This window comes from Brevibacillus aydinogluensis (genome assembly GCF_961514395.1).
GTDB lineage: Bacteria > Bacillota > Bacilli > Brevibacillales > Brevibacillaceae > Brevibacillus > Brevibacillus aydinogluensis.
Window position 1 is genome coordinate 2,535,645 of the sequence record NZ_OY569118.1, and the last position, 13,276, is coordinate 2,548,920.

13 protein-coding genes and 1 pseudogene are annotated in these 13,276 nt (G+C 57.9%); 6 read left to right on the top strand and 8 right to left on the bottom strand.

What is annotated here, in order from left to right:
- Nucleotides 1-135: 135 nt before the first annotated feature.
- The 7 genes from Q7F15_RS12495 to splB form a co-directional block, all read right to left on the bottom strand.
- Entirely contained in the window at nucleotides 136-645 is a 510-nt protein-coding gene (locus Q7F15_RS12495) for an acyl-CoA thioesterase (RefSeq protein ID WP_171566487.1), read from the bottom strand.
- 163 nt (nucleotides 646-808) lie between these two features.
- The gene (locus tag Q7F15_RS12500) at nucleotides 809-1,129 is read right to left on the bottom strand and encodes a hypothetical protein (RefSeq protein WP_171566486.1); all 321 of its coding nucleotides are present in this window, start codon (nucleotides 1,127-1,129) and stop codon (nucleotides 809-811) included.
- 100 nt (nucleotides 1,130-1,229) lie between these two features.
- Nucleotides 1,230-1,514 (bottom strand): 4a-hydroxytetrahydrobiopterin dehydratase, encoded by a 285-nt coding sequence (locus Q7F15_RS12505; protein WP_171566485.1) that lies wholly within the window; start codon nucleotides 1,512-1,514, stop codon nucleotides 1,230-1,232.
- A 74-nt stretch (nucleotides 1,515-1,588) separates the two neighbouring features.
- A complete protein-coding gene (locus tag Q7F15_RS12510; RefSeq protein WP_171566484.1) occupies nucleotides 1,589-2,338 on the bottom strand; it encodes a class I SAM-dependent methyltransferase in 750 nt (249 codons plus the stop codon).
- 213 nt (nucleotides 2,339-2,551) lie between these two features.
- Nucleotides 2,552-3,238, bottom strand: a complete 687-nt coding sequence (locus Q7F15_RS12515; protein ID WP_171566483.1) for a deoxynucleoside kinase — start codon at nucleotides 3,236-3,238, stop codon at nucleotides 2,552-2,554.
- Between the two features lie 45 nt (nucleotides 3,239-3,283).
- Nucleotides 3,284-3,919, bottom strand: a complete 636-nt coding sequence (locus Q7F15_RS12520; RefSeq protein WP_171566482.1) for a deoxynucleoside kinase — start codon at nucleotides 3,917-3,919, stop codon at nucleotides 3,284-3,286.
- A gap of 174 nt (nucleotides 3,920-4,093) precedes the next feature.
- Nucleotides 4,094-5,167, bottom strand: a complete 1,074-nt coding sequence (gene splB, locus Q7F15_RS12525) for a spore photoproduct lyase (RefSeq protein WP_304414440.1) — start codon at nucleotides 5,165-5,167, stop codon at nucleotides 4,094-4,096.
- Nucleotides 5,168-5,384: 217 nt separating this feature from the next.
- Here splB and Q7F15_RS12530 point away from each other — a divergent pair, with 217 nt between their 5' ends.
- Both Q7F15_RS12530 and Q7F15_RS12535 read left to right on the top strand, forming a co-directional pair.
- Nucleotides 5,385-5,891: a sigma-70 family RNA polymerase sigma factor gene (locus tag Q7F15_RS12530; RefSeq protein ID WP_171566480.1), complete on the top strand. Its 507-nt coding sequence runs from the start codon at nucleotides 5,385-5,387 to the stop codon at nucleotides 5,889-5,891.
- 5 nt (nucleotides 5,892-5,896) lie between these two features.
- A complete protein-coding gene (locus Q7F15_RS12535; protein WP_304414441.1) occupies nucleotides 5,897-7,249 on the top strand; it encodes a DUF4179 domain-containing protein in 1,353 nt (450 codons plus the stop codon).
- Nucleotides 7,250-7,606: 357 nt separating this feature from the next.
- Here the strand turns inward: Q7F15_RS12535 and thiD are convergent, their stop codons facing one another.
- Nucleotides 7,607-8,401 carry a bifunctional hydroxymethylpyrimidine kinase/phosphomethylpyrimidine kinase gene (gene thiD / locus Q7F15_RS12540; RefSeq protein ID WP_230076783.1) on the bottom strand — a complete coding sequence of 265 codons (795 nt, stop codon included), beginning with the start codon at nucleotides 8,399-8,401 and terminating at the stop codon, nucleotides 7,607-7,609.
- Nucleotides 8,402-8,515: 114 nt separating this feature from the next.
- Here thiD and Q7F15_RS12545 point away from each other — a divergent pair, with 114 nt between their 5' ends.
- The 4 genes and pseudogenes from Q7F15_RS12545 (at nucleotide 8,516) to Q7F15_RS12560 (ending at nucleotide 13,270) form a co-directional block, all read left to right on the top strand.
- Nucleotides 8,516-9,325, top strand: a complete 810-nt coding sequence (locus Q7F15_RS12545; protein WP_171566477.1) for a sensor histidine kinase — start codon at nucleotides 8,516-8,518, stop codon at nucleotides 9,323-9,325.
- A complete protein-coding gene (locus Q7F15_RS12550) occupies nucleotides 9,322-9,969 on the top strand; it encodes a response regulator (protein ID WP_171566476.1) in 648 nt (215 codons plus the stop codon). Before Q7F15_RS12545 ends, Q7F15_RS12550 begins: the two co-directional genes overlap by 4 nt.
- A 574-nt stretch (nucleotides 9,970-10,543) precedes the next feature.
- A complete protein-coding gene (locus Q7F15_RS12555; protein ID WP_304414442.1) occupies nucleotides 10,544-11,923 on the top strand; it encodes a hypothetical protein in 1,380 nt (459 codons plus the stop codon).
- Nucleotides 11,924-12,199: 276 nt separating this feature from the next.
- Nucleotides 12,200-13,270, top strand: a pseudogene (locus Q7F15_RS12560) (flavin-containing monooxygenase).
- The last annotated feature ends 6 nt before the right edge of the window (nucleotides 13,271-13,276 follow it).

Consider the following 13,276-nt stretch of genomic DNA (forward strand, 5'->3'; position numbering starts at 1 on the left):
ACAGGCGAGGTCTTTCCCCGCCCCTCCGACGCGATCCTGTTGACACAAATGAGAACAGCATCCACAGATGACACAACAAAACCCCGCCGGATGTGATGAACATCCGCGGGGTTTTTTCTGCTGTGACAATGCGGGTCAAATGTTTTTCTTGATGTTTAACTGGCCGACGAACGCTTCCGTGCTGCGCTTTCGTTCCTTGCGCATCTGCTTCCGCTCTTCGGCGGTCTCAAACAGGTACTTTTCCTCTTCTGTTTCCGGAATGACCGGCGGAACCGGTGTCGGCTTGCCGTCTTCGTCGAGAGCGACGAAGGTCAGGAACGAGGTAGCAGTCAGGGCACGCTCCCCGGTCATCAAGTTCTCGGATATGATTTTCACAAACACTTCCATCGACGTCGTACCCGTCGAGGAGACGATCGCCTCCAGGCAGATGGATTGGCCCATCTTGACAGGGGTCAAAAAGTCGATGGAGTCGATGGATGCGGTGACGACCGGCCGACGGCAGTGGCGCATGGCGGCAATGGCTGCCACTTCGTCGATATAGGACATCATTTTCCCGCCAAACATCGTATTGTGATAGTTGGTATCGGACGGCAGTACCAGAGAAGCCTGGATGGTTCGGGACTCTTTTGTCGTCTTAGCTTTCATCGCTGTTGCTCCTTTGCCAATCAACTCTAGTTGACGTTCTCATCATACCACAATGCACACAGGTTTCAAGCGCGTGACCATCGTGATCATCCGCCATTTCCTGCCTCCTGTCGCATGCAGCCAAACTGGCCGTTTATTGCAAGTGTACAGAACAGCCGGTTTCTTATCGTTTCAGGACGATCTCAGCTTCCGTGCCGAAAATGGAAAGACGCCCGTCGACAAAAGCGGCCAAATCCTCTTCATCTGCTGGAATCTCCATGAGGATGTCCACGACCTGGTCGCCGTCAATCGCAAACGACATCTGCAAATCCTTTTCCCCAAACTCGTTGTCCGACAGCCGCACGTCACTCAACTCACCGCGAAACTGCGTCACTTCCTCGTCTTCGCCGTCACTGTCCCACTGGGTAAACTGAATCTCGGCCGCCTGCCCGCGAAAGTCCTTTTCCAGAACCGCAATCAACTGAGCGTGCTGGTGAATATCCATGTGACTCCCTCCGTTTCATTATGTGCACAACCCCATCTTACCAGACCCAGCCGCCAAACAAAAATGCCGCCCGGATGAACAGGGCGGCGCAACTGCCGTTCTAGCTAAACTTGCTGATCGTCTGGGCGAGGGCAAAATCCTTACCCGTCAGTCCTTTCGCGTCCCGGGTCGTCAGCGTAAACGTGACCGCCCCGCCGGAGATGAGGATTTCCACATGCTGGCTGTCGTGTTCCAACTGCTCCGCCACGCGGTTGACAAAGCTGACGGCGGAAGCAAAATCGGCACAGTGGTACGTGCGGGCCAACGCCATCCGGTCTTCCACCAGCCTCCAGCCGGGCACTTTGTTCATGTACACTTTCACCTGTTCCAGTGTCAGTCTGGTCATCAGCACGCCCCCTTCGTTCAGTGAACGGAATTATCACCATCTTATTCACTGACACGTCCGGTTAGTCACGCTGATCAGCTCGTCGCCTGACACTTATGGGCGTAGAAAATCATGCGCGGTGACGTTTCCGCTGCGTACGGCCGGAATTCGTAATCGCCGTAAATTTCGATCCGTTCAAAACCGGCCCGGCGCAGCATGGCCGTCATCTCTTCCACGGAGAACAGGCGCACCTGCTCCAGATAGATGCGGGGCTCGGACTGCTCCGCATCGTTGACGACGATCCGCTTTTTGACAAACCCGTCTTCGATCCAGCGCTCTTCCTCAATGAACAAACCGGTGACCTCTTTCGTCGAGCGCGGCACAAGATGAGCCTTGACGTAGGCTGGATTGAGGTAATCAATGACGACTTCACCGCCCGGTTTCAATGCGGCGGCCATGTTGTGGACCACCTGTTCGTTTTCCGCGTCGGAGGTAAAGTAACCGAAGCTGGTAAACAGGTTGACGACGATGTCAAACTCTTCCCGAAACGGGATGTGGCGCATGTCGTAGCGGTAAAAACGCAGGTTGGGAAATGAGTTCTGCTCCTCTGCCAACTGCAGCAGGACAGACGACAAATCCACCCCGACCACGTCGTATCCCCGGCGGGCCAACGCTCGCGAGTGACGTCCGCTCCCGCAGCAGAGGTCCAGCACCCTGCCCGTGCGCTTGATCGGCAGCCGCTCCAGCAGATTGGCGATCTCCTCGTCTGCCGAAGCATCGTCGCGGTGTTGATACACCAGCACGTAATCTTCACGAAAGCTGCGTTCAAACCAATCTTCTGCCATTTCTGAGCTCCTTTGATTTCCAAGATGCCACTATTATACCACAGCCGGATTGGTCCAAAGCCCATTCGCTCACCTCGAAGTGCAGCGCAATGCGGAGAACCTCGCCCTTCGCGACAGTACAGGTCCTACGGACTGACAATCGCGCCGATCCGCTGTAAAAAAATCCCCCTGGACGCGGCATGACACACGCCGTCAGGGGGATCACTTCGCGGCCTAGCGGCGGAACGACCGACCCAGGCGGATTTTTTCCGCCACCCGGGACAGGACCACTTCCACCGAGGACTGGTCGGCCACCACGTCGTACTCGTTGATGTTGATCCTCAGGACAGGACAGGCGGAAAACGAGCAAATCCAGGCTTCGTACCGTTCGTACAAATCCCGCCAGTACTCGATCGGGGTGCGCTGTTCCATCGGCCGCCCCCGCTCCTTTACCCGGCTGAGAATCTCCTCAAAACTGCCCTCCAGATAAATCAACAGGTCGGGATGAGGAAAGTACGGGGTCATCACCATCGCTTCAAAAAGCTGGGAGTAGGTCTGGTAATCTTCCTCGGTCATGTGCCCCTGTTCGTACAGCATGCGGGCAAAGATGCCCGTGTCCTCGTAAATCGAACGGTCCTGAACGAACCCCCCGCCGTATTCAAACATGCGCTTCTGTTCCTTGAAGCGCTCCGCCAGAAAGAAAATCTGGAGGTGAAAGCCCCAGCGCGAGAGGTCCTCGTAAAAGCGGCCCAGATATGGATTGTTGTCCACCTTTTCCACGGAGACGCGGAAGCCCAACAGCTCCGCCAGCGCGCGCGTAAACGTGGACTTGCCCACCCCGACCGTTCCGCCAATGGTAATCACCGCGTTACTCGGTATGCCGTATTTTTCGCGAAGATGGCTGTTCCTGAATCCTGACATGACGTAACTCCTTCTCCTGTAGTTGCGGTTGGTCTGCGGAATCGCTCACGATTCCTGCAGCGCCCTGATCTGCGGCCCGATCTGACCGAGCACGTAGGCAAGATCCTCCGGCCTGTGCACAAAATCCAGATCGTCGCAGTGAAACTTGATCACCGGCGTATCGGGATGACGCTGTTCAAACGCTTTCATAAATTCGTCGTAATCGGCGATCAGGTTTTTCATGTACCCCACATCCATGTTGCGCTCCACGTCCCGGTCGCGCATCTTGATCCGCTTCATGACGGTGTCGATCGAAGCGGTCAGGTAGACGACCAGGTTGGCTTGCGGCAGGCCTTCGGTGAGAATGTCGTAAATCTTTAAATACTTTGGCAAATTTTCGCCGTCAAGGGTCCTTTTGGCAAAGATCGTGTTCTTGAAAATGTTGTAATCGGACACGACGGACACGCCCTGCTGCAGGTACTGGGAGCGGATGTCCTGCAGCTGCTTGTAGCGGTTGCAAAGAAAAAACATCTCCAATTGGAAACTCCACTCCGCGATGTTTTCGTAAAATTTCCCCAGAAACGGATTCTCGTAGACGATCTCTTCCAACAGCCGCAACCCGAAAGCCTTGCTGATTTCCCGGGACAGCGATGTTTTGCCGATACCGATCGGCCCCTCGACGGTAAGCAAAATGGGTTTCATGACTATGTACAAATCCTTTCCCACGATATGAGAGCACTCCATATTGTAGCATGGACGGTCATGGTTTGTCGAAAAGATTCGATTCACTTGGGAAACATGGGCAGCATACTGCCTGAAGGCCGGCCGGGCGTGCTCCCAGGCCGGCCGTGCATGCTCGATCGATCTTCGGCGGCGTCAGGTAAAGTACTCGATTTTGGCCTGCGGAAACAGCCGGGCAATTTCCTGCTCCAGGTGGGTTTGCAGTTCCTTGGCCTGTTCGTCCGGATAGACGTATTTGCCTCTGCCGTACTTCCCCCACTTGTATTTGCGATCGGCTTCATTCATCTCCAGGCGGGTTTTGGGATATCGCTGCAAGATGAGCTTCTTGGCCACGGTGGTAAAGCGGTGCTGGATCAGCTCAAACGTCAGGTCCTCCAATGCCTCCGGTGCCAACTGCTGCCGTAGCCTCTCCAGCAGATCGGTGTAGCCCGCTTCCCATCCGTCAAAGCGGTACAGCGGCGCCAGAATGAAGCCGAGGGGGTAGCCGGCCCGGGCCACTTTTCCGGCCGCTTCCAGTCGCTGTTCAAAACTGGACGTGCCGGGTTCAAAGTTCTTGATCACGTAGTCCGCATTCATGCTGAAGCGAAAGCGGGTATGCTTGTTGTGTCGGGCGTCGAGCAGGGAGTCTACATGATGAAACTTGGTGACGAACCGCAGCCTCCCCAGCGGCTGATCGCCGAAAAACTCGATGGCCCGCTTCAGACTGCCGGTAATGTGCTCGATACCGACCGGATCTGACGTACAAGCGGCCTCAAACCGGGTAATCTGCGGAGCTCGCTCGCGGATGTACCGCTCGGCCTGGGCAAAGATTTCGTCCGTGTTGACGTAGACGCGGATGTACGGCTTGGTGCCGATGTTGGTGTTCAGGTAGCAGTAATGGCAGTGGCCAGCGCAGCCGGTGGCAAGCGGCAGGGCGTACTCGGCAGACGGCTTGGACTGCTCGAACTTCAGTGTCCTCCGCACGCCCACCACCAAGGTCCGCTTGGCATTGCGGTACTGTTGCACCTCTGTCTCTCCCGGAATGCCGCGCACCTGATTGTGACTGGTCGTCATCCGGATAGGCAGGCCTTGTTGTTGATACCGCCGGTACAGTTCCCGGCCCAGCGGATAGTCCAGCGCGGCCGGTTCAAAGAAGACGAAATCGGGCTCAAACAGGTTGGCATCGCTGCCGGCCGTTGCTTTCGCCTTGTCCAACGTCATCGTTTCCATGGCTGGTTCCCTCCTCATGCTAGTATCTCCTGCCCGCCAACATCTCCACCGCGGAGAAACCTGGCTGGCACTTACTGCACGTTTGTGTGAAGCGGCGCAGCCACTGCTCGGCCTTTTCCCGCCCCTCCGCAACGGTTCAATCTGGACAGCGGATCAACCACGCGCAGGCAAAACCGTTTGCCGCTCCCGGGCGTCTAATAAGACGGGAGGGGTTGACGTGAACCTGGAACAGCTTGTCGCGGCCGCGCAGCGCGGAGACGACGACGCGTTTTACCAATTGATTCGCGCACACAAGGAAAAACTGTACAGGGTGGCTTACGCCTTTTTCCGCAACGAGACGGACGCCCTGGAAGCGCTGCAGGAAGTGACCTGTCGAGCCTACCTGAAGCTCTCCAAACTGAAAACTCCCGCCTACGTCTCCACCTGGCTGACACGGATCATGATTCACACCTGCATTGACGAGCAAAAGCGAAAGCGGCGCTGGCAGTTGGAGCCGACCGAGCGGGAGGCCGCCCATGTGGAGGACACCGACAGCCGGCTGCAGATCGACGAGGCTCTGTCCCGCCTGGCTCCGGTCCAGCGCCAGGTGATCATATTGAAGTACTTTGAAGATTTGACCATCCGGGAAATTGCCTCCCTGCTCGGTCACCCGGAAGGCACAATCAAGACGTGGCTGCACAAAGCGCTCGGCGCCCTGCGCGAAGATCTGGGAAAAGGATGGTGATCACGGTGCGTGACTGGGAGCAAACGGAACAGCAGCTGTCCGAGATCAGGGAGCGGTACCAGCATGTGGCGGTCCCGGAACAGGCAGATCGTTACATCCTGGCCGGCATGGCAGAAGCCCGGCGGCGGCAGATGCGCACGCAGCGGCTGCACCGGATTGGCTGGTCTGCGCTGACCGCCTGCGTGCTGATGCTGGGGCTGGTCTTCTCCATCCGCCTCTCCCCAGCCGTCGCCGCCTACGTCAGCCGCGTTCCCGGCTTGAAGCCGCTGGTGGAGCTGATCCAGTACGACAAGGGACTGCAGATGGCGGCCCAGCACGGTTTGACGCAGCAGGTTGGCCGGTCGGCCGTCCGCGGCAAGGTGAGCTTTACGGTGGATCAGGTGTTGATGGACCAAAAACGGATGCTGATTGTGTACACGATCAAGAATGCGGAGCCGGGACATGTGACGAAGCTGGAAAAATTGGAACTGTACGATCCGGAGGGAAACCAGTTGAAGGCAGGCTTTTCCTGGTCACACAAGCCTGCTGACAAGGAGGCGGTCGTGAGCCAAAACAAACTGGATGTCTACTGGCAAGATGACGTCCCGATCCCGGACCGCATCACCGCCAAGGTCACCCTGTCCGTAGACAATCAGGTATGGGAACCCTTGTCCGTGGACATCCCGATCGACAAGTCCACATATGCCGACCTGACAGAAAAAGTATATCCCGTCAACAAAACCGTGATCGTGGACGGTCAGGCCATCACGGTGGAGCGCGTCACCGTCTATCCGACGCAGACGGAGGTGGCCATCCGCTTCGACCCGAAAAACAGCAAGCGCATCTTCGGCTTTGACAACCTTCGTCTGGTCAATGAAGAAGGGGAGTCATTCGCCTTCTGGGGAAACGGCGTATCCAGCCATTCGGTCGATGAGGACAGCGTGGTCTACTACCTGGAGAGCAGCTACTTTACCCCGCCGGAAAAGCTGTATGTCACAGCCGACGGCATCCGGGCCCTGGACAAGGAGAACTTGCACGTGGTCATCGACGCGAAAACCGGCCGGCTGCTGCAGGCGCCGGACGACAGACTGCGGGTGGAAGCCCTGCGGCAGAACGAAGACGTGGTGGGGCTGGACCTCGCGCTGAGGGTGGAGGAGGGCGATCTTCACCAGCTTCACCCGTTAGTCCGGGATTTGTATGACGACCGGGGCAACGAGTACGAGCATGTTCAGGGGACTTCCTACGCGTACGGCGGCGTCCAGTATTTTGGCGAACTGTTCAAGCGGAAAACAGAAAAGGGTGTTCCATCAACGTATCGATTTACCCTGTCCGATTATCCCGCGAAACTGAATGGGGACTTTACCGTTGGCATCAAATGATCGGCTGCGGCCGGTGGAACGCACTACGGACTTTAAAAATGATTTTCAGGCCGAAAGGCCTGCCCATTCATCAACCGAAGCGGAAGACAATGGGCATCGCATGGCGGGATGGGCCAAGCGAGCTCCTTTGACGACCGACTCAGCGGAAAAACGAAGACGCGGGAATCAACAGGGGACACAAGTCTCACTTCCTCGAAATACCCAGATGTTTGTCCCCTGCCCGCGTCTCGTTTTGAAGCGGACATCATTCGCTTCTTTGCTGGGCGTCAAGCGAGCGAGCGGGCCCGCTCTCCCATACGCCGCGGACTTTGTCTGCAAACTGAGAGCTCGAGGAGACCTCGAGCTCTTGCCGTAGTTTTATTCAATGGCTGCCCAGTGATTGGTCGGGCCGTGCCCGCCGCCGATTTGCGGTGCGGTGGCGATCGCCTGGACGATGAACCGGTTGGCCCGCTCCACCGCTTCCACCAACGGTCTTCCCTTGGCCAGTTCCGCCGTCAGGGCGGCGGAAAAGGTGCAGCCGGTCCCATGGGTGTGACGGGTTTGAATGCGGCTGTGGGCCATTTCGTAAAACGCTTGTCCGTCGTACAGCATGTCGACGATCTCATCGCCGTCCAGGTGTCCGCCTTTCATCAGGACATGGCGTGCGCCCAAGGCGTGAATCGCCTTTGCCCCCTCCCGCATGTCGGCTGGTGTGCGGATCGTCATGCCGGTCAGGCACTCTGCTTCCGGCAGGTTGGGCGTCACCACTTCGGCCAGCGGGAGCAGGTGTGTTTTCAGCGCCTCAATCGCTTCGTCCAAAAGCAGCTTGGCGCCGCCCTTGGCGACCATCACCGGATCGACCACCAGCTTTTCCAGGCGAAACGCGCGCACTTCCTCCGCCACCGCCCGGATGATCGCGGCGTCAAACAGCATGCCCGTCTTGGCCGCGTCCGCGCCGATGTCACGCAGGACTTCGCGGATCTGCTGCGTCACCGCTTCAGTCGGCAGCGGGTAGACCCCTGCCACTCCCAGCGTATTTTGCGCTGTCACCGCCGTAATGGCGCTGGTGCCGTAGACGCCGAGCTGATGAAACGTCTTCAGGTCCGCCTGGATGCCGGCGCCGCCTCCGCTGTCCGAACCCGCGATGGTCATCGCTTTTGCCACCGTGCTCATGTCTTCTCCTCCTGTCAGTCTGTCACTCTTACCCGAGTATACCATCCGCCCGGTTCCTTCGGTATACTAGATTACGAGATCTCAAGGATCAGGCAATTGGAAGGGAGAGGTGGCATGACGTACCGCAGCCTTTACTGGCTGACCGTTCTCTTGCCGCCATTCATCATCGGCGGCTTTGAATTTGTCCGGCACGATTTTCTGCTCGATTACCTCTCGATGGAAGCGGGCAATGTCTATATCACGATCCTGACCCTGTTGCTGTCGTTTTTGTTTGCCACCTGGATGTTCCGCAAGATTGAGCGGATGAATGCCAAACTGGTGGAAGAACAGGCGCGCCGCGCTGTGTACGAGGAGCGGGAACGGCTGGCGCGGGAACTGCACGACGGCATCGCCCAGTCACTCTTTTTCCTCAACGTCAAACTGAAACAGGGACAGCTCGAGGATGCGCGCGTCGCTGTTTCGGCCATTGACAATCACGTACGGCAGGCGATTTTCAACCTGCGCTCCCTGCCGGAAGAAGGCAGCAGCCTCACGCAACGTGTGGAAAAGTGGCTCTCCCAGTGGAGCGCGCTGTCGGGAGTGGATGTGACGCAGGAGGTGCAGCTTGTGGATGGCATTTTTTCACCAGCCGAAGAAGTACAGTTGTTCGGCGTCATCCAGGAGGCGTTTGCCAATATCCGCAAACACGCCAATGCCCGCCACACGTGGCTGAAGCTGGTCGGCACCGAACCTGGAAACTGGCAGCTTGTGATCGAGGATGACGGCATCGGAATCCCGTCGGTTGACGGCGAAGCGAAAAAATACGGCTTGGCGATGATGGCCGAGCGAGCCAGGCAGTTGGGCGCTGCCATCGTCATCCGCCAGCGCGCGGAAGGCGGCACGCACATACAGCTGACGGCCGGAAACGGAGGAATCGGGAGATGAGCGCATACCGCGTGTTGATAGCCGACGACCACCCCATGGCGCGGATGGCCATTCGCAGCCTGTTGGAACAAGATCCGTCCTTTGAGGTGGTTGGCGAGGCGACCAACGGAGAGGAAGCATACACCCTCTGCGGACAACTACAGCCCGATCTGGTGCTGATGGACATCAACATGCCCGGGTGGAGCGGCCTCGAAGCCACGCGAGTGGTGAAAAAAGCCTACCCGCACATCAAGGTGGTGATCCTCAGCGTATCCGACGATGTCGGCGACCTGATCACCGCCATCCAGTTCGGTGCCCAAGGGTACCTTTTGAAAAACCTGGAGCCGGACGACTGGATCACCTATCTGCATGCCCTCCTGGGCGAAGACAGCGACGTCTCCCGCGAAATGGCAACGCGGCTGTTTCACCACTTCCGCCAGGAGCAACGACTGGACGAACCGACGCCGGACGTGCTCACCCCGCGCGAACGGGAGATTGTCAAGTACGTCGGTGCAGGCAAAACCAACCGGGAGATCAGCGACGCACTGGTGATCGCGGAAAACACGGTGAAAAATCACATCAAAAACATCTTGGAAAAACTGCAGTTGGCCAATCGGGTACAGCTGGCCGCCTATGCAGTCCGCCACCATCTGCTGAAACAATGACGGGGACAGGCAGCACAATCGCCTGTCCCCAGCGCTTTTCTAAGGGACAGCCCTTTTAGACTCCTCATCACACACGGAAATTGGCGGAATTTTACAGCAACACTTTTTTTCCAACCATTCCGTTTTATAATAGCTGCAAGAGGTGATCGCGTGAGCACCAGGGAATGGCTCAAGTCATCTACGCTCGTCGCATGCGGGATAAGGATTGCCGCCGGATAGCGGGGGCCCCGCGTGCAGCTGAAGAATGACGCGGACGTCATCACATGATTTGGCGCTCGGTGGCGATCGCGTGCGACACCTCATTTTCTCAGGCGTGGAGCGCCGCCCGCAAAGTTGCTCCTGTTCGCTGCAGCCATTCCGGCATGATTCCCGAGCCAGCTCGTTTCTCCTCCGCTGCCCGGCTCCGGAATCGCTTCCTCTCCCTATCGCTGCATCCTATCCATCACTCATCCAAACCGAACCGTTTCGCCCACACCTGAATAGGAGGTGATCTCCCCGTTCTCGGTCCGTTTTCACATCGGTTGACGTTGCCGCTTGTCCGGAGAAAATCTCTTGATGATGGGAGGCGCTACGGATGAAACAACCTGATTTTTCCAACCTGCAGGCGTGTATTGAAGAGGCAAAAACGGCCGCATTGGATACAAACCCGGGACCGGCCGACCCGACGGATTACCGGCAACTGTTGATTCGCCTGGAGGCCGCACGGGACAAACTGCCGCCGCTCTATCGGGAGAAAGTGTTTCAGCCAATCGCGCGCACACTGGACGAGCTCTCCGAGTCCGGATTTGCCGAGCTGCTCAAACGTGACCCAAACCGGGAACGGGAAGCCGGTCTGCTCATGGACATCGTCCAGGCAATCCTGCAAAACGGGGAAGGATACGAACAAACCGCAACAGATGCCTTCCAGGAAGTAGTCAGCGACTTGTACGACGGTTTTCTCAGTGCGGGTGACCGGGCCGGAATCAAACCGCCGGACCGCAGCGTAATCGCTCCGCTGGTCAAATGGGGACGGCCCCAATACGGACCGTACACGTGGCCAATTGACGCCGCAGCCCATTTTGGACTGGAGACAGGCATTGTAAACCTTCCCCCTTCCCATGCCAAGCAGGGACTGCTCGCCTGGTCCGCGCTCGCCCACGAAACGGCCGGACACGACATACTGCACGCCGATACGGGGTTGCTGCAGGAGCTGTCACAGGTCGTCCGCCAGGAGCTGCTCGGGCAAAAGTTCAGCCGCAGCTTGGCCGAGTACTGGGCGCTCCGCATCGATGAAACCGCCTCCGACGTGTTGGGCGTGCTCAACATGGGGCCAGCCGCGGGCATTGGCTTGATCGGTTACTTCCGCGCCTTGAACGGCGCTTGGGGAGGCACACCGAAGCTGCGCAATACGGGTCCCGACTACGATCCTCACCCCGCCGACATCCTGCGCGGATACTTGGCCGCCGAGACGGTCCGGCTGCTCCGTTTTGACGGTGCGTCGATCTGGGCAGATGCCCTCATGGCAGAAACGGACAAAGATCTCGGCACGATCGTATTGGGCCGTACAACCATCGACGCTGATACGGCAAAGCGTTCCGCCGCCGCAGTAGCTTCCGTCATCGCGGAGTCGCCGTTGAAGAACCTGGAAGACCACGCACTTGCCCAGATCCAGAACTGGCACGACCGCGACGAGCAGATTGCTGCCAGCATTCGCTCCCATCTCACCTCCTCCGGCGATCTGAACGAATGCTACATGTCGGGATTGTACGCCGCCCACGTGGTGGCAGCTGCTGTCACCGGTGCTTTGGAACAGGGCGCCAATATCCAGGAGATTTTCCAACGCATGATCACCGTGCTGAAAGGCATGCACGATGCCAATCCAGCATGGGGACCGCTGTATGTCAGACATCCGGGCGATCTCCAGCCCCATCGGGTCTACACCCGACCTGCCGCCCAATCGGTTGCCGCCGGCTGATCTGAGATACAAGCTGGCTGATCCGAGATACAACAGGACGTCTAGGAGGCATTTTGTTCTGACTATTTAGAATTAACAGCCTCTTTCGAGAAGCATGGCTCCGCCGAAACGCGGAAACATGCTTCTTTGCTTGCCGATGTTGCGGCATGGCTCTGTGTGCAGCCGCCCGGAAGTGGCAGAAGATGCAGTCAAATTACATAAATATATGATTGAATGTTCATATATTAATGTGTTATCATTTTCTTGCCATCACTTGTGGAAAAGGGGAAACATTGCATGAACGCGTATGATGTGCTGGTAATTGGTGCCGGTCAAGCGGGGTTGGCCATGGGCTACTACCTGCGGCAAGCGCGGCTCCGTTTCCTGATCGTCGACCAGTGCGAGCGGGTGGGCGATCGTTGGAGGCAGCGGTACGACACGCTGGTGCTGTTCACCCCGCGCTCTTTAAGCGACCTGCCCGGCCTGCCCTTCCCCGGCGATCGTGACGGACTGCCTGGGAAAAACGACGTGGCCGACTATCTGGAACGGTATGCCGCCCACTTCTCCCTGCCAATCCGGACAAAAACGCCCGTCTCGTCGGTTGAGAAGTACGGCGATGGATTTCTCGTCACCAGCGGACAGGAGCAGTGGTTCGCCCGGCAGGTCGTGATCGCTACGGGACCGTTTCAGTCGCCGTGGATCCCTGAGATCCATCGCGATGCTGCCCCTGATGTCGTCCAATTACATACGGATGCGTACAAAAACGAACACCAGCTCCGCCCCGGCCCAGTCCTGGTGGTCGGAGACGGCAATTCAGGGGTCCAGATCGCCGTGGAACTTGCCGCTTCCAGACCGGTTGTTCTCTCCATCGGGCGACAGCGTTCGTTTCTTCCCCAGCGCCTTTTGGGAAAACCTATCTTTTGGTACTTCAAGCTGTCCGGACTACTCTCCATTCCCGTCACCACCCTGCCGGGCCAATGGCTGAGCAGGCAGCCCGATCCGATCATTGGCTGCAAGCGCCAGTTTCAATATCTAAAGCAGCAGGGACGGCTGCGCGTAACGGGGCGGACCATCCGCCTGTCAGGCAATACCGCAACCTTTTCAGACGGCAGTCAGGCGGAAGCTGTTAATATCATTTGGGCGACCGGATTTCGCTGCACGTATGACTGGCTTCATGTCCCGGGCGTATTGGACGCAAACGGCCGTCCGATTCACCGGCGAGGCGTCACGCCAACCGCCGGCCTCTACTTTCTCGGCCTGCCATAGCAATATCGCCGTTCTTCCGCTCTCTTGGGCGGGGTTGGCGAGGATGCGCGTTACCTGCTCAGGCACATCCTGCACACATCGGGCCGACATCCTGTGACGTAAGGGGGA

What these genes read in the sequence shown, in the direction of transcription:
- Q7F15_RS12495 (WP_171566487.1), bottom strand. Translation starts at nt 645, where the DNA reads ATGAAAGCTAAGACGACAAAAGAGTCCCGAACCATCCAGGCTTCTCTG.
- Q7F15_RS12500 (WP_171566486.1), bottom strand. Translation starts at nt 1,129, where the DNA reads ATGGATATTCACCAGCACGCTCAGTTGATTGCGGTTCTGGAAAAGGAC.
- Q7F15_RS12505 (WP_171566485.1), bottom strand. Translation starts at nt 1,514, where the DNA reads ATGACCAGACTGACACTGGAACAGGTGAAAGTGTACATGAACAAAGTG.
- Q7F15_RS12510 (WP_171566484.1), bottom strand. Translation starts at nt 2,338, where the DNA reads ATGGCAGAAGATTGGTTTGAACGCAGCTTTCGTGAAGATTACGTGCTG.
- Q7F15_RS12515 (WP_171566483.1), bottom strand. Translation starts at nt 3,238, where the DNA reads ATGTCAGGATTCAGGAACAGCCATCTTCGCGAAAAATACGGCATACCG.
- Q7F15_RS12520 (WP_171566482.1), bottom strand. Translation starts at nt 3,919, where the DNA reads ATGAAACCCATTTTGCTTACCGTCGAGGGGCCGATCGGTATCGGCAAA.
- splB (WP_304414440.1), bottom strand. Translation starts at nt 5,167, where the DNA reads ATGGAAACGATGACGTTGGACAAGGCGAAAGCAACGGCCGGCAGCGAT.
- thiD (WP_230076783.1), bottom strand. Translation starts at nt 8,401, where the DNA reads ATGAGCACGGTGGCAAAAGCGATGACCATCGCGGGTTCGGACAGCGGA.
- Q7F15_RS12545 (WP_171566477.1), top strand. Translation starts at nt 8,516, where the DNA reads ATGACGTACCGCAGCCTTTACTGGCTGACCGTTCTCTTGCCGCCATTC.
- Q7F15_RS12550 (WP_171566476.1), top strand. Translation starts at nt 9,322, where the DNA reads ATGAGCGCATACCGCGTGTTGATAGCCGACGACCACCCCATGGCGCGG.
- Q7F15_RS12555 (WP_304414442.1), top strand. Translation starts at nt 10,544, where the DNA reads ATGAAACAACCTGATTTTTCCAACCTGCAGGCGTGTATTGAAGAGGCA.